Raw genomic sequence first — 21,912 nt, 5'->3', positions numbered from 1 at the left:
CGGAGAGACCGCGATTTCGGGCGGCGGGCTCAAGCAGTCTCGGCGTGCCGGTCGAGGAATTGCACGACGGCGTCGGCGAAGTGGTCGTTGCGGTCCCCGGCCACCATGTGCCCGGCGCCGCCCACGTCGACGAATTCGACAGCTGGGAATCTGGCGAGGAACTCGTCGGCGCGTTCCTGCGTGACGAGGTCACTCATCTGGCCGCGCACCAGCAGCATGCGAACGCCCGAGTCGAGGATCGCCTGGATGGCGGCGTGCATGCGATCGACCTCGGTCACCTCGATCGGCGGCAGCGCCGCGGTGCCGTCGATGAACTTCGGGTCCCAGTGCCAGTACCACCGGCCATCGCGGTGACGCAGGTTCGTCCGAAGGCCGTCCAGATCGGTGGGTCGCGGACGGTGCGGGTTGTACTCCTGAATCATGTCGGCGACTTCGTCGAGTGACTCGAAACCCGACTGCATCCGCTCGTACATGAAGTTGTGTATCCGTGACGCGCCTGACTCGTCCATGTCGGGAACGATGTCGACGAGTACCACTGCGCGCGCCGTCCCCGGCGCGAGTTCGCCCTCGAGGAGCATCGAGGTGAAGCCGCCAAGGGAGGCCCCGACCAACACCGGCTTGGGCGGCAGATCACGCAGCACCTCGAGCACGTCGCGGGCGAAGGAGGTAACGCGATAATCCCCGTCGGCGGACCAGTCGGACTCACCGTGGCCACGGAAGTCGACGGTGATCGCCTGCCAGCCGCGCTCGGCCACCGCCGCCGCAGCGCGACCCCACGACCTGCGGGTCTGGCCGCCGCCGTGCAGGAACACCACCGCAGGGGCGGCGGGGTCACCGATCCGGTCGCCGACGATCCGGACACCGCCGTCGCCGGCTGTCGTGAATGCCTCAGGTGCCATCGTCACGATGTTTTCTTAGCTCGTCTGCATTCATTGCGGGCAGACATTGCGGAATTCCGTCACTCCAGGAATCCGTTGGTGACGAACTTGTGGTCACCGATCCGACAGGTGACGGCGCCGTGATATGTCGAACCGCATGCGGCCCGCACCGTACGCGTAGCCGACCGGACCGCCGGGCACGTTGATGTACTGCACCGGCTTCGCATCGAGGGTGACGCTGCCGCCTTGGGCGTCGGGCCCCAGCCGCGAGAACAGCAGGTCGACATAGCCTTCCCCATCGCCTTCGAGGGTCCCCACCAGAACGTCGAGCACGACCATGTCCGGTGACATGCCGCTGTCGGTGACCCGACCGGCGGTGAGCGCGGAGAACTGCGCGTCCTCGAACCCGGCTCCCATATCGGCGGGGCAGATGGGGACGACGATCAGGTCATTCGGCAACCCATCAAATGCCGCGGTGAACGCCGCGTTAAGAAATCTCCAAGTAGGTCTGCGCACCCTTCCTCCACACCAGGAAGGAGGAGACCAATGAGAGCAGTGAGTGATTCGGCCACCGAGCTGACGTCGAAGCTTCGCACCGTGACCCTGCACGGCAACCGCGTGGCGTATGTGGATGAGGGCGACGGCGACGTGCTGTTGCTGATCCACGGCATCGGCGGAAGTTCGCACTGCTGGCGCAACGTCGTGGACAAGCTCGCGTTGCGGTATCGCGTCATCGCCGTTGATCTCCTCGGCCATGGGCAGTCCGACAAGCCGCGCGGCGACTACTCGCTGGGCGCGTTCGCGGTGTGGCTGCGTGACTTTCTCGACGCCCTGGACGTCCGCGAGGCCACACTCGTCGGCCACTCGTTCGGCGGTGGGGTGGCGCTGCAGTTCGCCCACCAGCACAAGGAATATTGCCGTCGGCTGGTCCTGGTCAGCAGCGGTGGCCTCGGTCCCGATCTGGGTTTGCTGCTGCGGGTGTTGTCGCTGCCCGGCGCCGAGTTCGTGCTGCCGTTGATCGGCTCGCGGCCGGCGGTCAAAGTCGGTGCGGCGCTTCGCAAGCGCGCACTGTCCTCGGGCCGCGAGGTCACCCGCTACAGCGAGACGTTGCGCGCCCAGGTCTCGTTGTCCGACAGGCAGGGCAGGGCCGCGTTTCTGCGGACGCTGCGCTCCGTCGTCGATCACCGAGGTCAAGCGGTGTCCGCGCTGGACCGGCTGCCAACCGATCTCCCGACGCTGATCATCTTCGGTGACCAAGACCGTTGTATCCCTGCCGCCCATGCGCATTCGGCGCATGACGCGATTCCCGGCAGCATGCTCCACGTCATTCCGGGTGCGGGTCATCAGCCGCAGGTGGAATGCCCCGACACCGTGATCGCCGCCTTGGACGAATTCATCGACTCCACCAGTGGCGCACGCCGATTCCACGCAGTCGCCTAAGGAATCCCGGCGTTAAGAAACTTCCAAGCCCCAACCCGCAAATTCCTACCCAACAACCATCGAACCGAAGGAGTGGAAAATGACCGTCGAGTCAGTTCACGTCAAAACGGTTTATCCCCACTCTGACAGCCGTTACGAGTGGGTCGAGGCGACGGTCGAGTTCGCCGTCGATCCCGAGTTACTCGCGAACGAGCGCATCGTGGACCTCGAGTTCGCCCCCCGCGACGCCGACGGCCTGGTGCGGTTCGACGCCGACCTGAAACTGCTTCGCCCGGTCGACGGCGGCAACGGAAAGCTGTTGTTCGTCGTGCCCAACCGCGGCATGCCCACGCTTGCCCCATGGCTGAAGAACGACTTCCTGCTCAACCGCGGCTACACCATCGCGTCGTGCGGCTGGCAGTGGGACGTCCAGCGCGGGCCGGCGACCCTCGGAATGTCCGTCCCTCACGCCGACGTACCGCCGGGATTCATGCGCCTGGAATGGCGGTCGGACAGCGCCAGTGCGGATCACCCGCTCAGCTTCACGGTGCCCGAGATCGACGCGCTGCCCCCGGGCGCCGAGGCGTTGTTCACGTTCACCGACTACCCGACCGTTGACGTCGACGATCCCGAGGCCGTGCTGAGTGTGCGCACGTCGCCGGATGCCGAGCCTGCCGTAATCCCAAGGAAACGTTGGCGATTCACCGACGAGACGCATCTGGCGCTCGACGGTGGCTTCAAGGCGTTCCATTGGTATGAGTTGGTGTACCGGACGGCACGGACGCCCGTGGTCGGGTGCGGCATGCTGGCCATCCGCGACATCGTGGCGCACTTGCGAGGTGACGGAATCGAGCACGCTTTCGCCTATGGCGTCTCCCAGGCCGGACGGCTTCTGCGCCAGTTCCTCGCAGACGGACTCAACGTCGATGAGACGGGCATGACCGTCTTCGACGGGGTCTTCAGCGAGTCCGCCAGCGCGGCAACCGGAGAGTTCAACCACCGATATGCCCAGCCGTCGGTGGCTCAGGTCAACGGCTTCGGGAACGTGGCGCCCTTCGCAGCCGCCGAACTGCTTGCGCGGCAACGTGAGTTGGGCGGTGTGCCGAAGACCATCTTCACCAACACCGCGACGGAGTACTGGGTCAGCGGCGGCGCGCTGCTGCACGTCGACCCGCTCACGGGTGCCGACCTGCCCGAGGATCCCGACGTCCGCACGTACCTGTTGGCCAGCACCGACCATTTCGGGAGCAGTAAGCTCAAAGAGGCGTTCCCGACGGCCAATCCGGTGCACCGCCTCGACGTGACGCCCGTGAACCGGGCGCTGTTCGCGGCGCTCGAGGAGTGGGTCTGCGACGGTGTCGAGCCCCCGCCGAGCAAGGTGCCGCGAACCAGCGACGGCACCGCCGTGTCTCGCAAGGAAGTCCTGTCGCTGTTCAGCTACACCGCGGCCCCTGATCCGTCGGCGCTTCCACACACCCGGGACATCGACCTGGGCCCCGACGCCCATCGTGGAATCGGCCGCTGGCCGATCAAACTGGGAACGCCGTTCGTCGACCTGGTGTCGGCGGTCGACGAGGACGGTAACGAGGTGGCCGGTATCCGGCTGCCCTCGGTCGCCGCACCGCTGGCCTCCTATACGGGGTGGAACCCGCGCTGCCACATCGACGAGTTGCCCGATGTCCTCTACGAGCGGGTCGGAAGCAAGCTGGCATTCCCGCCGGGGCGGCCGTCGGTCACCGACCGGTATCCGACCCGCGAGGACTACGTCGCCGCAGCGCGACGTGCGTCCGAATCGCTTGTCGCCGAGCGGTTCCTGCTCGCAGAAGAACTCGACGCCGTCGTCCAGAAGGCGGCAGCCGACTACTGACACACCCCCCATGCACAGCGGCCGGGAAGCCTCAGCCCCGGCCGCTGTGCGCTGTGTGCACGGTAGACCGGTAGACGAGTTCCTGGATGTCGCCGTCGAGCGTTCGGCTTTCAATCAACTCGAGATCGAAGTCAGCTGCGCCGTCGAAGATGGGATCATCGCCGGTCTGGCCGGTGATCACGGGGAAGATCGTCACCTGTAGGAAATCGACCAGGCCCACGGCCATCAGCGCCCGATTCATTGACAGGCTGCCGTGCGAGCGCAGGGGGACCGCGGACTCTTGCTTGAGTCTGGCGACGACGTCGACGGCGTCACCGCTCACGACCGAGGCGTCGGGCCAGTCGAGAGGTCCGGTCAGGGTGGTCGACACCACGGTGGCAGGCAGGTGCCGCATCCGGGTGACCCACGGGTCGTGCAGCTCCGACTCCTCGGTGCTGTCGGCGACCATCTGCGCGAATATCCGATAGGTATTGGCACCGAAGACCATTCGCTGATCCCCGTCGTACAGCGCGAGACGACGGCTGAGCAGTTCGGGGCCTTGCTTGCCCCAGTAGCCGCCCCAGTCCCCGCCGCTGACGACGCCGAACCCGTCGAGGCTGGAGAAGACGTCGAAGGTATACGTGGCGGTCATGAGGCTCCCCTGAGTGTGGTTGATGGCGCGTTGGAGATACAGACCGGCGGCCGAGGCGAAACTCATCGCCGCTCCTGGCGCCGAGCGTGAACCCACGGTTGTTGTCTGGCGGCAATAGCAGCCGTGGGTGCGCTCTCGAGGAGGACGTAGGACGCTAGGCCGAGATGGGCGGTGCGTAGACGGGCGCGAGTCGCCGCGTGCGCTCGTCGGCCGCCTCGACGTGAAGGGTCCGCCCACCGACGCGCACCGAGGTTCCGGGCCGGAAGGCCACCGGCTGCCACGGCACCAGCCGCGTCCACACCTGCTGACCCGGCTCGCGCATCAGCACGCCGTTGGTGGAATTGCGGTCGATGACCACCAGCCCGCCGTCGACAATCCGAATCTCCATGTGCGCACGGGACATCAGGCCCGAGCTGTCGTCGATCCGTAGCGGTCGAAGACCTTCGCGCGCGGCACTCGAACCGTGCGGGTCACGCCCGATGACGCAGTCGCGGTCGATCCGCAACCGGGAGTTGTCATCGAGGACCACCGACTGAGTCGCACGCGACAGCTCAACGGTTGGTTTCGTCGCAAAGGGTGTCGACACCGGGGCGGGCCCCGCTTGCACCGGCGCAGGCGCCGCATCCGTCGACCACACCACCGCGCCCCGACCGTGCACGACACCATCGGCCAGCGCGTAGGCGTCGTTGCGATGCGGCGCCACGACGGGCGGCTTACCGAGCTCGTCGACGCTGACCACCGCCGCGACCCCGGGCACCTGAACGGAACGGTGCAGGCAGCGGTTGCGGCCCTCGATCCGGGTGACGTTCGCCCCGTCGTCGAGCGTCACGGTCACCCCGCCGCACAGGAAGATCTCCAGGCCCTTGGCCGTCGGGATGACGACGCCGACCTCCGCCAGATCTCGGCTCCACGTGGTGCTCCGCGTGAGCTGCGAGAATGCATACGCCAGCATCTCGGGTTCGGTCCGCCGGACGATCTCGACGAGATGCGACATCTGCTGCGCGGCCATGGCCTGCTGGGGCAACGAACTGCGGTTGGCGACCACGATCACGGTGCCGTTCACGTTCGCCACAAGATGCTGACCGGACACCACCTGCACCCGCCCGGCCAGCGCGGCACGCTTGATCGCCAAGGTCTGGAGAAGCTCTGCGGGCAGCGCGTCCGCCGTGCGGTGCTCCGAGGTCACCTCGTCAACGGCGAACGACAGCGCTTCGCTGATGCCGATACGGGAGTGCAGCCACCGCAACGGTTTCGGCGCCCACCAGTTGAGTTCGCCTGCGACGCGCAGGAATGCCGGCACGACGACGCCGCGAATGATGGTCGCGTCGATCACGACGGCCAGCGCGGTGCCGATGCCGAACATCTTCATGAACGACATGCCGTTGGCGAACGAGACCAGGGTGATCGTCAGCAGAAGCGCTGCGCTGGTGACGATCCTGCCGACCCGGCCGAGTCCGACGACGATCGCGTCGTCGTTCGACATGCCCGACTCGCGGGCTTCCTTGATGCGGCTCAGCAGGAAGATCTCGTAATCGACGGACAGGCTGAACGCGATGGCGCAGAGCAGAACAACCATCGACAGGTTCAGTGGCGCCGGCGTGAATCCGAGCAGCGATGACAGATGCCCGTACTGGAAGATCCAGACCATGACGCCGAGGACGCCGGACAACACAAGGAGATTCAGCAGCAGCGCCTTCAGCGGCACGACGACGCTACCGGTGAACAGGAACAGCAGGATGAAGGTGAAGACCGCGATCAATCCGATCGCCCACGGCAACCGCTCGGCGATAGCGTGCCGGCTGTCGACCAGCGTGGCGGTCGGTCCACCCACCTCGACCCGCTTGTCGGTGATCTTCGCGCGGATGTCGTGCACCAGATTTTCGGCGATATCCGAATCCGCATCCACCGCAAGGTAAGCCAGCGCGTAGGCGGCGCCGCTGGCCTCGCCGGGCGGCGCTGGTGCGACGCGTGCACGCCGCTCGAACCTGCCGATCGAACCGTCGACGAGGACGACGTCGCGCATGCCGGACACCTCGGCGGCGAGGGCCTCCAACGAGGAGGCGTCGTTCTCCGTAACCAACGTGATCGCCTGTGACGGGTCGAGGGGATAGTCCCGCTGCAGCGACTCGGCCACCTGGCGCGCATTGGAGTCGGTGGGCAACGCGCGTTCGTCGGGATTGGTGAATTGCACCTTCAGGAAAGGGATTCCGAGAGCGATGAGCACGACAACGACGGGCAGGGCGTACGCGAGCGGCCGGTTGATGACCTTCTCCGCGAACCGCCGCCAGAAGGCGGAGTCAGCGGACAGCGGGGTCTTGCGCTTGATGATGGCCAGCGAGTCGATGCGCGTCCCCAGGATGGCGAGCATCGCAGGCAGAACGACGATCGCACTCAACGCGGACAGCACGACGGTCGCGCTCGCGGCGATGCCCACCGACCGCAGGAAGTACGTCGGGAACACCAGGAGCGACATCATGGCCAGGGTGACCGTCGCCGCGCTGAAGATGATCGTGCGGCCGGCGGTTGCGACCGTCGCGATGATCGCCGTCTGGTGGTCCTTGCCGCTGGCGCGTTCCTCCCGGAATCGGGACACCATCAGCAGGCCGAAGTCGATGGACAGGCCGAGACCGAAGGCGGTGGCGACCGTCAGCGCGTGCGTCGATACCTCGGTGACCTGCGTCATCAGCACGAGGACCAGCAGCGTGGTGACTATCGACGTGATGCCGACGGCGATCGGTAGAAACGCCGCGATCAGACCGCCGAACACGATGACCAGCACCGCCAGCGAGACCGGCAGCGCGATGCTTTCGCTGATCTTGATGTCGTGCTTGACCTTGGCGCGGATCTCCTGCTGGACGCCGAGGGTGCCGCCGGCGCGTACCTCGACATTCGGGTTGTCAGGCAGCCCGGCGATCAGTTCTTTCGCGGTGTCGGCGGCCTCATCCGCGGTGCCGCTGACGTGCACCAGGATGAGTCCGGAGCGTCCATCGCGGCTGCGCAGGTCGGTGGCCGACTTGTCGGTGAACGACCGTGTCACCTTCGCGGCGGGCTCCGCCTTGATCTGGTCCGCCACCTGACCGGCGACTTCACGCGCCTCGGCGCCGTCGATGGTGCCTTCCCGCGGCAGCAGCTGGATGACCAGGTTCGCGGTGGTACCGAAGTTCTGGTCCATGACCTCGGCCGCATGCGTGGACTCCGATGACGGGGCGTTGTAGCCGCCGACGGCGAGCTTGTCGGACACTCCACCGCCGATGACGACGCTGACGCCGAGCAGAACCGCGACAGCGCCGAGTACCACCTTGGGGGACCGCACGGTGAACGCGGCGAGACGCGTCAAGATGCCGCTACGCATCACCTTCACCAGCAACCCGACAAAAGACATGCAAGAAGGGTGCGGTGCGGACCTTGGCGCTTTCTAAAGGCCGCCGGGGCCCTCAATCGCGCCTGGTCAGGGCGGTTTAGCGCATCAAGCGGACAGCAGTTCGCGGGTGTCCGCCCGCTCCGGTTCACGGACCTGCTCGCGCAGGGTGTTGAGAGCCTTCGCGATCAGCCGCGACACGTGCATCTGTGAGTAGCCCATCCGCTCGGCGATCTGCGTCTGGGTGAGGTTCTCGAAGAACCGCAGCGTCAACACGGTCTGCTCGCGTTCGGGCAGAGCGGCGATGAGCGGACGTACGGTCTCGATGTCGACCACCTTGTCGAGATTGGTGTCGACGTCGCCGAGCGTGTCGCCGATGGCCCGGTATTCGGCGTCCGGCCCGGCCTGCACATCGGTCGACAAAGTGGTGTAGTTACTGCTCGCGATCGTCGCTTCGATCACCGATTCCCGGTCGATGCCAAGGTGTTTCGCGATCTCGGAGGGCGTCGGTGCGCGGCCGAGTTCTTGCGACAGTTCGCCGCGGGCCCTGACCATCTGGCCCTGGAGGTCTTTCAGCCGGCGCGGCACCTTGACCGCCCACCCGTAGTCACGGAAATGGCGGCGCACTTCGCCCATCATCGTCGGCACGGCGAACGCCAGAAAATCGGAGCCGTTCTCGGGATCGAAGCGGTTGACGGCGTTGACCAAGCCAACGCGGGCCGCCTGGACGAGATCGTCGACCGGCTCGCCGCGGTTGCGGAAGCGTCGTGCGATGTGATTGGCGAGCGGAAGGCCACGCTCGATGATGGCGTCGCGTTGACGCCGGTACGCGGGCGAGCCTTCGTCGAGAGTCGCCAAATGACGAAACATCTCGGTGAGGTCGGCGTACTCAGAAGTCGGTTCAGACATGAAGCCCCTATCCGGTACTGCGTAGTAAATGACGCGGCTCGGATTCTGAACCTCTCGTGATCCGGGCTATACCCATCCGACGACGTGCTGAAACCCCTCGCGCCCGGCCCTCGGGACGCGGGATCCGCCCAATGGCGCGGGATGGGTGGCCGTTTCTGATATGACCATCGGTATGCAGCCAGACCACAGCGAACCCGTAGCTATCACCGGACTCCACCACGTGTCCATCACCGTCACCGACCTGGAGGCCAGCCTGGCCTGGTACCAACGCGTGTTCGGCGGTGAGCGGATGCCGATCAAATTCCCGCACTACGGATGTGAGGACACCGGCTACGGCGAATTGCTTGTCGAACCGCGCTCCGGCCTCGTGTTCGGCCTGCACACCAACACCGGCAACGATGGGGAGCGTTTCGACGAAGCCCGTACGGGGCTGGACCACCTGGGGTTCAACGTCGCCAGCCGTGCCGATCTGGAGGCGTGGACGGCCCGGCTCGACGAGCTCGGTATCGAGCATTCCGGCATCAGGGCGTTGGATCAGCCGTTCCCCTTCGCCACAGTGGTGTTCCGCGACCCCGACAACATCCAGCTGGAGCTCATCGCCGTGGGTTGATCCAGCGCATTTCGCCGTAACGCGGTCTCGGGTCGGGTTGCGCGGCCACAATGGCGATCCGTACGACTGTCCCACCACCGGGGGTGCTGAGCTTTGCGGATTTTCGGGCGCACGACGGCGATCATCGCCCTTCTCCTGGGCTTCGTCGCCTACAGCGGTGCGTCGGCCTCGGCCGTCCCCGGCGGCGACTTTCCCGACGCCCTGACGTTCGGCGGGTTGCAGCGCACCTATCTCGTTCACGTCCCGCCCGGTCTCGAGCAGCCGAACGGCCTTGTGCTCAACCTGCACGGCTCCGGGATGACCGGAGGCGCGCAGGCTGCGGCGACGAACTACAACGCCGTCGCCGATGCGCACGGGTTCGTCGTGGCATATCCGGAGGGCATCGACCTCAGCTGGGCCGATGGGCGTGGTGCCTCGATACCCGACCGTCAGGGGATCGACGACGTCGGCTTCCTGGTCGCCGTCGCCCAGCGGCTCACGCACGACTTCGGCATCAACCCGGGCCGCGTCTTCGCCACCGGAATATCGGCGGGCGGCTTCATGGCCAACCGGTTGGCGTGCGATCGCGCCGACGTCTTCGCCGCCGTCGCCTCGGTGGCGGCGACGCTGGGGTCCTCGCTGCCGTGCAACCCGTCGCAACCGGTGTCCGTGTTGATGATCCACGGGACCGCGGACCCCGTCGTGCCGTTCAACGGTGGCGCGATGGTGGGCCGCGGCGGGGCGAGCGACATTCTGTCAGCCCTGGAGATGGCGCAGCGGTGGCGCGATATCGAAGGCTGCCCGGCGCCCGTCGAGGATTCTCCGATGCCCAGCGTCATCCGATTCACCGCCGCCGGTTGCGCCGACGGGACCGAGGTCTCGCTCGTTCAGATCGACGGCGGCGGGCACACCTGGTTGGATGCCTCGAACGCCAGTGCCCAGTTCTTCGCCACCCACGGCAGGTGACTAGGTTTCGTCGGCGACCTGGTCCTTCGTCTGATGCCCGCCAGGGGCGTCGGGATCGTCGTTCTGGTGGTCGAGCTTGTCCTGCATGTCCCGCTGCTCATCAGTCACCTTGGTGGCGTCCCTAGGCGTCGATGGTGGGTCGTTGGTCTGCTCCATGCGTCGAGGTTCGCCCGGCCGGTCTGCGACTAAACCCCGGCGTCGGGTGACAGCCGGAACACGTTGATGGTGCGGACGCCGTCGGTTTTCACCGCGTAGGACGCGAAATTGGAGGCGTAGCCCTCGGCGAGGGCGAACAGGCGATCACGGTCCGCGCCCTCGGCGAGCCGGGCCACGAAGTGACCGCCGCCGTCGAGACGGCCGTCTGGGAACAGTTCGCACCGAGGGTTTTTCCGCAGGTTGTAGTACCAGCTCGGGTGTCTCGCCTGGCCGTAGTTGGAGGCGATCAGGATGACGTCGTCACCGTCGGTGAAATAGCCGAGCGGTACGTCGCGCGCGATCCCCGACTTGGCTCCCGTCGACCGCAGCACGACCAGCGGGATGGTGCCCTTGCCGAAGTGAAAGTGGCCATTCGTCAGACGCATCAACGGCCCGTCGAGCGGCGCCATGACATGGCGATGGATGGTCGAGCCGAGCCCGGTGGAGAGGATTCCCCCGACCGCCCGCAGCATCCACGACGGTTCGGCCGTCGGGTCGACCCTCGGGATGCCATTGAGCAAATCGGTCATTGGGGCCATGGTATGAACCCAGAAGGCCATCGGGAAGAGGCGCAATGAGCGACGAATCGGCAGCCGCCATCCGGCAGGAACGCGACTGGACCACCCATCACCGCGAGATGTATCTGCGATCAGGCGGCACAGCTGGCCACGTCATGGACATCAGAGATGTCGGGGGCCACCGATTCACGACCCACTGTCTGATCAGGGTCAAGGGCCGCAAGTCAGGTCGGACGCAGATCGTCCCGCTGATCTACGGCAGTATCGGCGGCGAGATCGTGATCGTCGCGTCGAGGGCTGGCGCGGACCAACACCCCGAGTGGTATCTCAACATCCGCGCCGGCGACCACGTCGACGTGCAGGTCGCCACCCAGGCCTTCCGGGCGTCGTGGCGGGAGCCCGAAGGTGAAGAGCGACACAGGATCTGGGACTACATGGCGCGGGTGTTTCCGCCGTACCTCAACTACCAGAAGGCGACGACGCGGCACATTCCGGTGGTGATGCTGACTCCCGGCGAGAGCATCGACGTGTTCACCGAAGCCGATCTTCAGTCGTAGCGTGTGGCCCCATCGCGATCAATGAAATGCAGAGGTTTACAAGCACTTCCGCCGCATTTCGTTGAAACCGATGAAGCGGCAGTCCTCCTAGTAGTCGACGAACGCTTACGAAAGAAACAGACTTGCTTGAACATTCATCTCACCTCAGGCTCGCGCGGAGTTCTCGACGATGATCTGGCAGGCGGTCTCGTAGAACGCGGTGATGAGTGTGGAGAACGAGAGCTCGAACGGATAGATCATGTGGACATCCATCGCGTCGAGCTTCCACTCCGGCAGCACGGGAACGATGCTGCCCTCGCGCAGTTCGGTGGTGCAGATGATCTGTGTGGGCATGACGCCGACCCCGAGCCCCTGCAGGATGTACTGCTTGGACACCTGAAAGTTGTTGGCGCGCGCCCGCACCTGGGGCGACAGCTCGTAGCGGCGTTTGTGTCTGGCCACGCTCATCTTGCGGGGCCCGCCGAAGCCGAAGTCGATGAACGGGACGGTGTCCAACTGCGCGGGATCCGTGATCGGTTCGGGCAGCCGGGCGACGAAGTCCGGTGAGGCGCACAGGAAGAGCCCCAGGCTGAACACCTTCCGCGCGATCAGCGTCGAATCCTGAAGCGGCCCGGTGCCGAACACCACGTCGAACCCGTCCTTGACCGGGTCGACGAGGTTGTCCACCAACCGGATGTCCAACCGCGACTGGGGATAGTGCTGAAGGAAGGCCGTGCCGACCCGCGACGCGTAATCGATACCCAGGAAGATCGGTATCGCGACCCTCAGCTCGCCCTGCGGCTCGGACCTGCTGCCCTCGACCAGGGCGCGGACGCCGTTGGCCTCGGCCAGGATGTTCACGGCGTGGCTGTAGACCTGCTCGCCGAGGTCGGTGACGGTGAGCTGATGCGTGTTCTTGCGCAGCAGCTTGATGCCGAGATCCGCTTCGAGCTTGGTCAGCTTGCGGCTCACCGTCGACTTGGGCATGCCGAGGAGAGCGGCCGCCTTCGACAGGCTGCGATTCTCGACCACCTTGCCGAACACCAGCAGGGCATCGAGGTCGAAGGGCAGGTTCTGTTCCATCGGCTGTTCCAAATATGCAACAGGGTGTTGCGGTTCTGCATCTGTTTTCGCCATTTCCGCAGCTGTTAGCGTCGGCCCAGCTGCAATCGGGGTCGAAGTCTGAGGAGCCTCATGAGTCACGACAGCCTGGTGACGAAACCCGAAAGCGGACATTGGACCGACGCCTATCCCGAACTCGGCCGCGGCCCGGTGTCTCTGGAGGACTGCGTCTCCGAGGAGTTCTACAACAAGGAACGCGAGCACGTCTTCCGCAAGACCTGGCTGTATGTCGGACGGGTCGAACGGGTGCCGAAGTCGGGCAGCTACTTCACCCGCGAGTTGCCGTTCCTCAACACCTCGATCATCGTCGTGCGCGGCAAGGACGGCGTGATCCGCGCCATGCACAACATCTGCCCGCACCGCGGCAACAAGATGCTGTGGGAGGACGATCCGTTCCAGGAGGTCGAGGGCCGCGCGCCGCTGCTGTACTGCCGGTTCCACGGCTGGCGCTACAAGCTCGACGGCACGCTGCATTCGGCCACCCGCAAGGACCTGCTGCTCGACTTCGACGCCGACAGTTGCCGGGTGCCCGCGGTGCAGTGCGAGGTGTGGGAGGGGTTCATCTTCATCAACCTCAACCCGCACAACACCGAGCCGCTGCGGTCATACCTCGGCGAGCTCGCGCACGATCTGGAGGGCTATCCGTTCCAAGGGCCGCACCAGGTCTATCGGTTCAAGGCCGAATTAGAGTGCAACTGGAAGATTTTCGTCGACAGTTTCGCCGAGAGCTACCACGGTCCCTATCTGCACGCCTCCTCGTTCGGGGCGCTCACGGCGGAGGCCAGGGAGGCGTTCGACCAACCCAACCCGTTCACCGACGCGCTGGCCTACCAGCTCAAGGGTCCGCACCGGATGTTCTCGTTCGCCGGCGAGCCGTCGCAGAAGACCCCGTACTCCAAACCGATCGAATGCGTCTTCGAGGCCAGCGCAGCGGGCCCGTGGAACAAGAAGATCGACAGGGGGCCGATGCCGCGGGGTATCAACCCGACACGATCGGAGAAATACGGCTTCGACTCGTATCAGTTCTTTCCGAACTTCGTGCTCATCTTCGGCGCGTCGGGGTACACGGTGCACACGCACTGGCCCACCGGTCCGCATTCGCACATCTTCGAGACCGAGGCGTACTACCAACCGCCGACGACGCATCGCGAACGACTTGGTCAGGAACTGACCGTGACATTCCTGAACGACATCATCCTCGAGGACGCCAGCCCGTCCGAAGGCCTGCAGGCGATGCTCAACAGCGGCGTCCTCACGCACTTCACCATGAACGACGAGGAGATCCTGCTGCGGCATCTGCACAAGGTCGTCGCGGATTATGTGGAAGCAGGCGAGAAAGAGAAGGACCGGTCATGAGTTGTGTTCTGCCGCCGGAGTTCTCGAAACTCGAGCACCTGGTCGACGAATGGGCCATCGAGGACGGCCACCAGCGTTACGTCAAGCGGGTGAACTCCACGATGGAAGAGATCCAGGCGTTCTACGACGAGGTCTTCCCCTTCGCCGAGGAAGCGGTCGCCTACATCGACAAGTTCGACTACTCCGAGCCGTTGCCCGACGACGTCGCGAACCTGCGCAACCTGCTCTACTCGCTCATCACCGTCTCGCTTGCGGTGGAACTGTGGAAGCAACCGCGAGTGAAGCATTCGGCCAACACCATCCTGACGAGAGTGAGCTGACTCGCCATGGGAATCACCTCTGCACAACTCGACGTCGTAGACCTCACCCCGCGGATCGGCAGCGAGATCAGAACCGACCTCGACACGCTGCTCAGCGGCGCCGAGGCCGCCAACATCCGCGCGATCCTCGAGCAGCGCGGTGTCGTCTTCCTCCGTGGGCTCGACATCACCGACGAGCAGCAGGTCGCGATCGCCAGAACGCTCGGCGACATTCCCGAAAACGAGGGGGAGAGCGGCATTTACAAGATCTCGCTCGACGAGAACGTCAACCAGCGCGCCGAATACCTCAAGGGCTCGATGTTCTGGCACTTCGACGGTTCGCTGCAGCCCTACCCGAATCTCGCGACGCTGTTGCGGGCCGTCAAGCTGTCCGACACGGGCGGTGACACCGAGTTCTGCAACACCTACGCCGCCTACGACGATCTGCCGGAAACCGACAAGGAACTCATCGCCGACCTTCGCGTGGTCCACAGCGCCGAGCGATCGCAGTACTACGTTCGTCCCGAGATGAGCTACGAGGAAATAACGTTCTGGCAGAAGTCGCCGACGAAATCCTGTCCGCTCGTGTGGACGCATCGATCGGGCCGCAAGTCCCTTCTGCTCGGCGCGACAGCGGATTACGTGATCGGTATGCCGGTGGAGGAAAGCCGCGCGCTACTGGCAAGGCTGCGTGACTGGGCGACCCAGCCGCAGTACGTCTACCGCCACGAGTGGGTTCCCGGCGACCTGCTGATGTGGGACAACACCGGCACGATGCACCGGGTGCTGGAGTATCCCGCCGACAGCGGACGCCTCATGCACCGCACGATCCTCGCGGGAGAAGAGCCTTTGCAGTGAAGATCGGCATTGCGACGCCGGTGGTCACCAATGTCGGCGGTGCGGCCCTGACGTGGGAGCGCGACGCCACGATCGAGGACATCGGTCGGGTCGCCGAGGCGGCGGATCGGCTCGGGTACTACCACCTGACGTGCAGCGAACACATCGGCATCCCCTCGTCGGAGGCCGGCCGGCGCGGCGCACGCTACTGGGATCCGCTGGCCACGTTCGGCTACATCGCGGCTCGCACCGAGCGGATCAGACTGGCGACCATGACGCTGGTGCTCGGGTATCACCATCCGCTGGCTGTCGTAAAGCGTTACGGCACACTGGATCATGTCAGCAAGGGGCGGGTGATCCTCGGCGTAGGTGTCGGATCGCTGCGCGAGGAGTTCGATCTGCTCGGTGCACCGTTCGAGGACCGCGGGGCGCGCGGCGACGATGCCCTGCGGGCGCTGCGCGCTGCGCTGCCGACGAAAGAACCCGCATACGACGGCGATTTCTACTCGTTCAGTGGTCTAACCGTCGATCCCTGTGCGCTACAACCACATATGCCGATCTGGGTCGGCGGCCGCACGAAACGGTCGCTGCGACGGGCGCTCACGCTCGCCGACGGGTGGAGCCCGTTCGCCGTGCCGATCGACACCGCCGCCGAGTGGCTGAAGGACCGCGATGTCCCGCCCGGCTTCGAAGTGGTCCTACCGCCGGAGAGGCCGCTGGATCCGGTGGGAAATCCCGCGGCGGTCGAGGCGACACTGGAGAAGATGGCCGCCGCCGGCACGACGACCGTCTTCGCCCACTTCGTGCACAGGTCGTGCGGGCACTACCTCGAACAGATCCACGCGTTGGCCGAGTTGCACGGACTGGACGGAGAGACATGACGCTGCTGCGCCCGCTTAGCGCGGACGAGTGGGGTGACGACGAGTACGCGGCCGTCGGCGCGTTGTTCGGGATACCGGGTGACGACGTACCGCGTGCCGGCTCCGGCAGCGCCCGTGACCCGTTGAAGTTCGACATCCTCGGGGTGCTGGTCCGCCATCCGGCGATGGCCCGGGAGTTCCTGGCCTACAACGCGTTTCTGCTGCAACGCGGGGAGCTGCCGCTGCGCCTGCGTGAGCTCGCGATCCTCCGGTTGGCCCATACCCGGCGATCGGCGTTCTTTTGGGGCGAGCACGTCAGAGTCGCGATCGCCGGAGGTCTGTCCGAGGCGGACATCGCGCGTCTTGCTCAGGGCAACGACGGGTTCGAGGGTCCGGACCGGTTGGTGCTCGAGGCAACCGACGAACTGCTCGCCGACGGGCGCGCCGCGCCGCGGACCTGGGAACGCCTTGTCGACGAGTTCGGCACACCCCAGGCGATGGAGCTCATCTTCGTCGTCGGCACCTACGCGATGCTGGCGATCGCGTGCGACACCTGGGCTCTCACGCCACCTCCGGGTAGCGCCAAACTACCCAATCCGCGTCCACCGTCGCCCTAAACTGGCGCCGTTCTGCGGCAGACAAGGGAGCGACATGCGGGTTGGGGTCTTGACGTTCGTGACCGACCAAGGAATCGGCGCTGCCGACCTCGGAGCAGCTGTCGAGGAGCGGGGCATCGAGTCGCTGTTCCTGGCCGAACACACGCACATCCCGGTCAAGAACCCGAGCCCGTATCCGGCGGGTGGCCCGATACCGCCGAAGTACTACCGCACCCTGGATCCGTTCATCGTCTTGACGGCCGCCGCGGGTGCGACCGAGACGCTGTTGCTCGGTACGTGTATCGCCCTGATCCCGCAGCGTGATCCGATCATCACCGCCAAGGAGGTCGCGTCGCTCGACCTCGTTTCGGCGGGCCGGTTCGTCTTCGGCGTAGGGGTTGGCTGGAACCGTCAGGAAATCGCGAATCACGGAGTCGATCCCGCCGTGCGCGGCCGGGTGGCCGACGAGCGGCTGGATGCGATGATCAACATCTGGACGCAGGACGAAGCCGAATACCACGGTGAATTCGTCGATTTCGACCCGATCTTCTGCTGGCCCAAGCCGGTGACGAAGCCGTATCCGCCGCTGTACATCGGTGGCGGGGGACCGGCGGCGTTTCGGCGCATCGCGCGACTGCAGGCCGGCTGGATGGCGATCGCCCCGTCTCCGGACGTGCTCGCCGGGCAACTCGAGGAGCTGCGTGCCGTCACGGGCCAGGACGTGCCGGTGACGGTCAGTCAGCTCGGCTCGCAGTCGGTGGATTCCTTCGCCGGCTACGCATCTCTCGGCGTCGAGCGGGTCGTGGTGGAACTTCCGACGGAGCCGCGCGACGAGACGCTTCGACGGCTGGACCAGTTGGCGGTGGACATCGCGAAGCTCGGTTAGTCCTCCTTGATTAGGCCCCAGTGACCTTCGCGGCGAGTGCGGCGAGCTTGACGTCGAGTTCCTGCGCGGCGGCGAGCAACGGTGGATTGGGTTCGACGACCATGAGGGACGACGGCACGACGTAGGTCAGTGCGCTGCCGTTCTCCTCGTCGGTCAGCAGGAGTTCGACCGGCGCGAACAGCCCCGCGGTCACGTCGTGGCGAATCATGGTGATCGCTATCAACGGATTTCCGATGATGAGACGCAGCACCTTTCGGTGGATGCCGGTTTTGGCGATCCACCCGCCGTGATTCAGCGAACCGAACAACATGAAACCGCCTGGGCCGACGTGCTTCTGTACCTCGTGCTCGTAGGACTCCCAGCTTGCGAAGCGCTGCCCGATGTCGTCGATCGGCACGGGTTCGTGGCCGACATCGGCCAGCACCGCCTCGACGAGGTTGTCGTAACTCTTGGTGCTGTCGAAGCGAAGGCGGACGCCGTCGAAGGGGGTTGCTTGCGGCTCAGATGCGGACATGATCGTCCTCCTCGATGTTGATGTCGTGTGTGTAAGGTGCGGGGCTGCGGTTGATCATCAGGCTGAGCAGCTCCGGGCGGCCGTAGTGCCCGCGGGCGTCCATCTTCGACTTCCGTTGATCGATCAAGGAAAAGTCGAGATCGGCAATCACCTCACCTTCTCCGGAAACCAATGGCTCCGTGAGTAATTCACCTAGCGGCGACACGATCGCGGTGAACGATCCCGCCGAGATCGGACCGACGGGTCCGCCCGTATCCGCGACGATCTGAGCCCGCTGGTCGGCGTCGAGCCACCCGGTGGCGTTGACGACGAAGCTTCCCGACTCGAGGGCGTGGTTGCGAACAGCGATCTCGGTCTGATCGGCGAAGATCGGTCCGCCGAACGATCCAGGGAACATCGACGAGTGGATCTGCTCGCCGTCGGCGATCAACGCGTACCGGAACAGCGGGTGATAGTGCTCCCAGCACGCCAATTGCCCGATTCGTCCGACTGCACTGTCGACCGCGCGTAGGCCGGAGGCGTCGCCCTGGCCCCAGAGGATTTTTTCGTGGTAAGTGGGTGTGAGTTTGCGGCGCCGTTGAAGCAGTGCGCCGTCGGCATCGAACAAGAGTTGCGTGTTGTACAGCGTGCCGCCGTCACGTTCGTTGACACCGATGGACACCACGACGCCGGCCGATCTCGCGGCATCGGCGATCGCGTCCGTCGACACGGACGGGATGGTCACGGCCTGGTCGAGCAGGCGTAGATGCTGAGGGGCGAGTTCGAACGGAGGCTGCAGGAAAGTGAAGTACGGGTAGTAGGGCACGATCGCCTCCGGGAAGGTGGCAAACTGCACGCCCTGGTCACCGAGTTCGGCGATCTTGGCGACGACCTTCTGGACGGTGCCCTCCCGGCTGTAGAGGACGGGACTGAGTTGTACCGCAGCGGCTTTGACGACAGTCATGGCCTTCACCTTTCCGATATTCACTGTTGTCAGGTGCAAGCGAACCGCGTCGGAACGTATTCCTGAGTTTAGTTGTGCATACCTAGCGGACCTGCAGCTGCTGCCAATGGCCCACGAAAGCACGCCATAAATGGCCCGCACACCATGGCCAATCGATGGGTAGCGTCGATTGGTGTAGCTGGAATTGATCCAGATTGGACACAGGAGGCGGTGCGATGACCGAACGCATATTCCTGGCAGGGGCCACCGGCGTCATCGGCAGCCGACTCGTCCCGCTGTTGGTTAGTGCAGGCCACAGCGTCGGCGCGATGACGAGAACGCCCCATAAGGCGAAATGGCTGTCATCGATCGGCGCTGAGCCCATCATCTGCGACGTCTTCAATCGCGCAGGCCTCGCTGACGCCGTGAAGTCGTTCTCACCCGACGTGGTTCTGCATGAGCTGACCGACCTGCCTGATGCATTCGAGGACATCCCAACGGCTCAGTTGCTCAATGCCCGGATCCGCGAGGAGGGCACACGCAACCTCATCGACGCGATGAACGGTTTGAGCCATGCGCGCATCATCGCGCAAAGTATCGCGTGGACCACGGATCCTGGCCCGGGTGCCGATGCGGTGAGCTACCTCGAACAGGCTGTGCTCGGGATGAACGGTGTCGTGCTCCGCTACGGTGCGTTCTATGGTCCGGGTACGTACTACGAAGGTGAATTGCCCTCAGCGCCAAGGGTGCACATCGACACCGCTGCCGCTCGGACCGTCGAAGCTCTCGACGCGCCGTCAGGAATCCTGACCGTAGTCGACTGATCCATGAACGTTTGCATATTTCTGTCGGCAGCCGATCTCGACCAGCGTTATACGCGGCCGGCGCGCGACTTCGCCGAAGGCCTCGGACGGGCCGGTCACACGTTGGTGTGGGGCGGATCCGATACGGGGCTGATGAAGGTCGTCGCTGACGGAGTGCAGGAGACCGGTGGACGGCTCGTCGGGATATCGGTGGAGCTTCTGCGGGATAAGGCGAGAACGCACGCCGACGAGATGGTGTTCGCCTCGGATCTCGCCCAGCGAAAAGCGTTGTTGCTGAGGCATTCCGACGCCGTCGTGGTCATGGCAGGTGGGCTGGGGACGCTCGACGAGGCAACCGAGATCCTCGAACTCCGCAAGCACGGCCTGCATGACAAGCCGGTGGTGCTGCTGAACACGGCCGGCTTCTACGACGGGCTAGTACTTCAGCTTCACCGGATGGAGGAGGAGGGCTTCCTGCCGGTGCCCCTCGACGATCTGGTTTTCGTGACCGACGACGTCGCACGGGCGATCGACTTCCTCGAGGAAGTCGTTGCCTAGTTCGCAGCGCTCAGCGCGTCAGGACCATGCAGCCCGCGATCGGGCCGCCACCTGCGGCGGCGATCGCCACCTCGGGCCGTCGCGTGAGTTGACGGTCGCCGGCCTGCCCTCGCAATTGGAGGCAGGCCTCGTGCAACAACCAGTAACCGTGCAGGCGTCCCGCCGACAGTTGGCCCCCATATGTGTTGAGCGGCAGTTCTCCGTCGAGCGCGATCCGCGTCGCGCCCTCGATGAACGGTCCCGACTCGCCGTCGCCGCAGAAACCCAGCGCCTCCAGCCACGCGAGCGTGAGAAACGTGAAGCCGTCATAGATTTCGGCGACATCCACATCTGACGGCTTCAGGTCTGTGCGCGACCACATCGCGACGGCGGCTTCGACCGACGCCATCTTCGGAAAGTCGTCGCGATGAAACCATCCGCCCGAACCGTAGGTGCCCCCGACCGCCTCGACCCTGACCGCGGGAGTCGGGCAGTCCGCCGCGTAATCGGCGTGCGAGACCACAAAGGCGATGGCGCCGTCGACCGGGATGTCGCAGTCCAATAGGCCGAGCGGCGTCGAAATCGGGCGCGCGCTCAGATAGTCGTCCATGGTCATCGGCTCGCGAAACGCCGCAAGAGGGTTCAGCCCGGCATTGCGCCTGCTGTTGATCGCCAGCCAGCCCAGCTGTTCCTTGGTCGTCCCGTACAACGCCATGTGGCGCTGGCAGTGCATGGCCACCCAGTTCGCCGCCGAATACGCATGGGCCGCCAGCAGCGCGTCGATGTCCTCGAACGGCTTGAGCTTGCGTCGCGTACCGGGCAGTCGCGGCTCGACGGGCGGGTTGGCCAGCGGGCCGAGCAACGGCGAGGCGGGCCCATCGGTCATCGCCCCGCCCAGCATCTGCACCGTCCGATAGACAAGCACATGCCGCGCCCGCTTCTCCGAAACCGCGACCAGAGCCGACATGAACGGCGTGAGCACCCCGCCGGTACCGAAGCCCACCCCGACATCGGTGGCTTGATTGCCAAGCGCAGCAACGATTTCGGAGGGCAACGTGTCGCCGAACGTCGCGATCCCGTCGATATCGTCGGGTGTGAGTCCGGCATCGGCGATCGCGGCGCGGACCGCCTCCATGCTCAGCTCCAGGCCGGGAATCCCGGTCCGACGGCCGATCTGGGAGATGCCGAGGCCGCTGACGATCGTGTCCTTCTCGAAGTGGCTCATCGGCACCATCCGTCTATTTTTGTAGTGACAGCCGATAGGAATGTACTTTGCTTTGCATGTCCGACGACGCCCCGCCCACTGTCCCGGGG

Annotated in this window: 24 protein-coding genes; 13 read left to right on the top strand and 11 right to left on the bottom strand. The window is 65.2% G+C overall.

Annotated elements, in window-relative coordinates; translation table 11 throughout:
* Nucleotides 1–29: 29 nt before the first annotated feature.
* Together G6N43_RS23550 and G6N43_RS23545 are read right to left on the bottom strand one after the other, a co-directional pair.
* Nucleotides 30–899, bottom strand: coding sequence for an alpha/beta fold hydrolase (locus tag G6N43_RS23550; RefSeq protein ID WP_083149402.1), 870 nt, complete (start codon nt 897–899; stop codon nt 30–32).
* A gap of 93 nt (nt 900–992) precedes the next feature.
* Entirely contained in the window at nt 993–1,394 is a 402-nt protein-coding gene (locus G6N43_RS23545) for a hypothetical protein (RefSeq protein ID WP_133056529.1), read from the bottom strand.
* A gap of 30 nt (nt 1,395–1,424) precedes the next feature.
* Here G6N43_RS23545 and G6N43_RS23540 point away from each other — a divergent pair, with 30 nt between their 5' ends.
* Both G6N43_RS23540 and G6N43_RS23535 read left to right on the top strand, forming a co-directional pair.
* Nucleotides 1,425–2,318 carry an alpha/beta fold hydrolase gene (locus tag G6N43_RS23540; protein ID WP_110810276.1) on the top strand — a complete coding sequence of 298 codons (894 nt, stop codon included), beginning with the start codon at nt 1,425–1,427 and terminating at the stop codon, nt 2,316–2,318.
* Between the two features lie 79 nt (nt 2,319–2,397).
* The gene (locus G6N43_RS23535; RefSeq protein ID WP_083149404.1) at nt 2,398–4,164 is read left to right on the top strand and encodes an alpha/beta hydrolase domain-containing protein; all 1,767 of its coding nucleotides are present in this window, start codon (nt 2,398–2,400) and stop codon (nt 4,162–4,164) included.
* 31 nt (nt 4,165–4,195) lie between these two features.
* Here G6N43_RS23535 and G6N43_RS23530 read toward each other — a convergent pair whose 3' ends face one another.
* The 3 genes from G6N43_RS23530 to G6N43_RS23520 all read right to left on the bottom strand — a co-directional run bounded on the left by G6N43_RS23530 (nt 4,196) and on the right by G6N43_RS23520 (nt 9,062).
* Entirely contained in the window at nt 4,196–4,795 is a 600-nt protein-coding gene (locus tag G6N43_RS23530) for a dihydrofolate reductase family protein (RefSeq protein ID WP_083149503.1), read from the bottom strand.
* 154 nt (nt 4,796–4,949) lie between these two features.
* Nucleotides 4,950–8,177 carry an MMPL family transporter gene (locus tag G6N43_RS23525; RefSeq protein ID WP_083149405.1) on the bottom strand — a complete coding sequence of 1,076 codons (3,228 nt, stop codon included), beginning with the start codon at nt 8,175–8,177 and terminating at the stop codon, nt 4,950–4,952.
* Nucleotides 8,178–8,261: 84 nt separating this feature from the next.
* A complete protein-coding gene (locus tag G6N43_RS23520) occupies nt 8,262–9,062 on the bottom strand; it encodes a SigB/SigF/SigG family RNA polymerase sigma factor (protein WP_083149406.1) in 801 nt (266 codons plus the stop codon).
* A 145-nt stretch (nt 9,063–9,207) separates the two neighbouring features.
* Between G6N43_RS23520 and G6N43_RS23515 the strand changes: the two genes are divergently transcribed.
* On the top strand, nt 9,208–9,672 hold the full coding sequence (locus G6N43_RS23515; RefSeq protein ID WP_407664823.1) for a VOC family protein: 465 nt from the start codon (nt 9,208–9,210) through the stop codon (nt 9,670–9,672).
* A gap of 93 nt (nt 9,673–9,765) precedes the next feature.
* Entirely contained in the window at nt 9,766–10,617 is an 852-nt protein-coding gene (locus G6N43_RS23510) for an extracellular catalytic domain type 1 short-chain-length polyhydroxyalkanoate depolymerase (RefSeq protein ID WP_083149407.1), read from the top strand.
* On the opposite strand, the gene G6N43_RS30455 is transcribed toward G6N43_RS23510, so the two are convergent.
* Both G6N43_RS30455 and G6N43_RS23505 read right to left on the bottom strand, forming a co-directional pair.
* Nucleotides 10,618–10,773, bottom strand: coding sequence for a hypothetical protein (locus G6N43_RS30455; RefSeq protein WP_165761844.1), 156 nt, complete (start codon nt 10,771–10,773; stop codon nt 10,618–10,620).
* Nucleotides 10,774–10,802: 29 nt separating this feature from the next.
* Nucleotides 10,803–11,342, bottom strand: a complete 540-nt coding sequence (locus tag G6N43_RS23505; protein WP_083149505.1) for a nitroreductase/quinone reductase family protein — start codon at nt 11,340–11,342, stop codon at nt 10,803–10,805.
* 44 nt (nt 11,343–11,386) lie between these two features.
* Here G6N43_RS23505 and G6N43_RS23500 point away from each other — a divergent pair, with 44 nt between their 5' ends.
* Nucleotides 11,387–11,887: a nitroreductase/quinone reductase family protein gene (locus G6N43_RS23500; RefSeq protein WP_083149408.1), complete on the top strand. Its 501-nt coding sequence runs from the start codon at nt 11,387–11,389 to the stop codon at nt 11,885–11,887.
* 144 nt (nt 11,888–12,031) lie between these two features.
* Here G6N43_RS23500 and G6N43_RS23495 read toward each other — a convergent pair whose 3' ends face one another.
* Nucleotides 12,032–12,949: a LysR family transcriptional regulator gene (locus G6N43_RS23495; RefSeq protein ID WP_083149409.1), complete on the bottom strand. Its 918-nt coding sequence runs from the start codon at nt 12,947–12,949 to the stop codon at nt 12,032–12,034.
* 111 nt (nt 12,950–13,060) lie between these two features.
* Here G6N43_RS23495 and G6N43_RS23490 point away from each other — a divergent pair, with 111 nt between their 5' ends.
* From G6N43_RS23490 to G6N43_RS23465, 6 genes are read left to right on the top strand one after another with little or no spacing between them, the layout of a single operon-like run.
* Nucleotides 13,061–14,344, top strand: a complete 1,284-nt coding sequence (locus G6N43_RS23490) for an aromatic ring-hydroxylating oxygenase subunit alpha (protein WP_083149410.1) — start codon at nt 13,061–13,063, stop codon at nt 14,342–14,344.
* Complete coding sequence (locus G6N43_RS23485; RefSeq protein ID WP_083149411.1) at nt 14,341–14,664, top strand: hypothetical protein; 324 nt, start codon at nt 14,341–14,343, stop codon at nt 14,662–14,664. Before G6N43_RS23490 ends, G6N43_RS23485 begins: the two co-directional genes overlap by 4 nt.
* A gap of 6 nt (nt 14,665–14,670) precedes the next feature.
* The gene (locus G6N43_RS23480) at nt 14,671–15,501 is read left to right on the top strand and encodes a TauD/TfdA dioxygenase family protein (RefSeq protein WP_083149412.1); all 831 of its coding nucleotides are present in this window, start codon (nt 14,671–14,673) and stop codon (nt 15,499–15,501) included.
* Entirely contained in the window at nt 15,498–16,361 is an 864-nt protein-coding gene (locus G6N43_RS23475) for a TIGR03619 family F420-dependent LLM class oxidoreductase (protein ID WP_083149413.1), read from the top strand. The genes G6N43_RS23480 and G6N43_RS23475 overlap by 4 nt, the downstream gene beginning before the upstream one ends.
* Nucleotides 16,358–16,957, top strand: coding sequence for a carboxymuconolactone decarboxylase family protein (locus G6N43_RS23470; RefSeq protein WP_083149414.1), 600 nt, complete (start codon nt 16,358–16,360; stop codon nt 16,955–16,957). Before G6N43_RS23475 ends, G6N43_RS23470 begins: the two co-directional genes overlap by 4 nt.
* A gap of 34 nt (nt 16,958–16,991) precedes the next feature.
* Entirely contained in the window at nt 16,992–17,822 is an 831-nt protein-coding gene (locus tag G6N43_RS23465) for an LLM class F420-dependent oxidoreductase (RefSeq protein WP_083149415.1), read from the top strand.
* A gap of 10 nt (nt 17,823–17,832) precedes the next feature.
* On the opposite strand, the gene G6N43_RS23460 is transcribed toward G6N43_RS23465, so the two are convergent.
* Both G6N43_RS23460 and G6N43_RS23455 read right to left on the bottom strand, forming a co-directional pair.
* Complete coding sequence (locus G6N43_RS23460; RefSeq protein ID WP_083149416.1) at nt 17,833–18,336, bottom strand: DUF302 domain-containing protein; 504 nt, start codon at nt 18,334–18,336, stop codon at nt 17,833–17,835.
* Nucleotides 18,323–19,279, bottom strand: a complete 957-nt coding sequence (locus tag G6N43_RS23455; RefSeq protein WP_083149506.1) for a nitrilase-related carbon-nitrogen hydrolase — start codon at nt 19,277–19,279, stop codon at nt 18,323–18,325. The genes G6N43_RS23460 and G6N43_RS23455 overlap by 14 nt, the downstream gene beginning before the upstream one ends.
* Before the next feature lie 215 nt (nt 19,280–19,494).
* Between G6N43_RS23455 and G6N43_RS23450 the strand changes: the two genes are divergently transcribed.
* Both G6N43_RS23450 and G6N43_RS23445 read left to right on the top strand, forming a co-directional pair.
* Nucleotides 19,495–20,082, top strand: coding sequence for an NAD-dependent epimerase/dehydratase family protein (locus G6N43_RS23450; protein ID WP_083149417.1), 588 nt, complete (start codon nt 19,495–19,497; stop codon nt 20,080–20,082).
* 3 nt (nt 20,083–20,085) lie between these two features.
* Entirely contained in the window at nt 20,086–20,619 is a 534-nt protein-coding gene (locus G6N43_RS23445) for an LOG family protein (RefSeq protein WP_083149418.1), read from the top strand.
* A gap of 10 nt (nt 20,620–20,629) precedes the next feature.
* Here G6N43_RS23445 and G6N43_RS23440 read toward each other — a convergent pair whose 3' ends face one another.
* On the bottom strand, nt 20,630–21,823 hold the full coding sequence (locus G6N43_RS23440) for a thiolase family protein (protein WP_083149507.1): 1,194 nt from the start codon (nt 21,821–21,823) through the stop codon (nt 20,630–20,632).
* Nucleotides 21,824–21,912: the final 89 nt, after the last annotated feature.

The organism is Mycolicibacterium moriokaense, assembly GCF_010726085.1.
GTDB classification, from domain to species: domain Bacteria; phylum Actinomycetota; class Actinomycetes; order Mycobacteriales; family Mycobacteriaceae; genus Mycobacterium; species Mycobacterium moriokaense.
The sequence above is the reverse complement of the archived record's forward strand: the minus strand, read 5'-3'. Positions and strand labels throughout refer to the sequence as shown.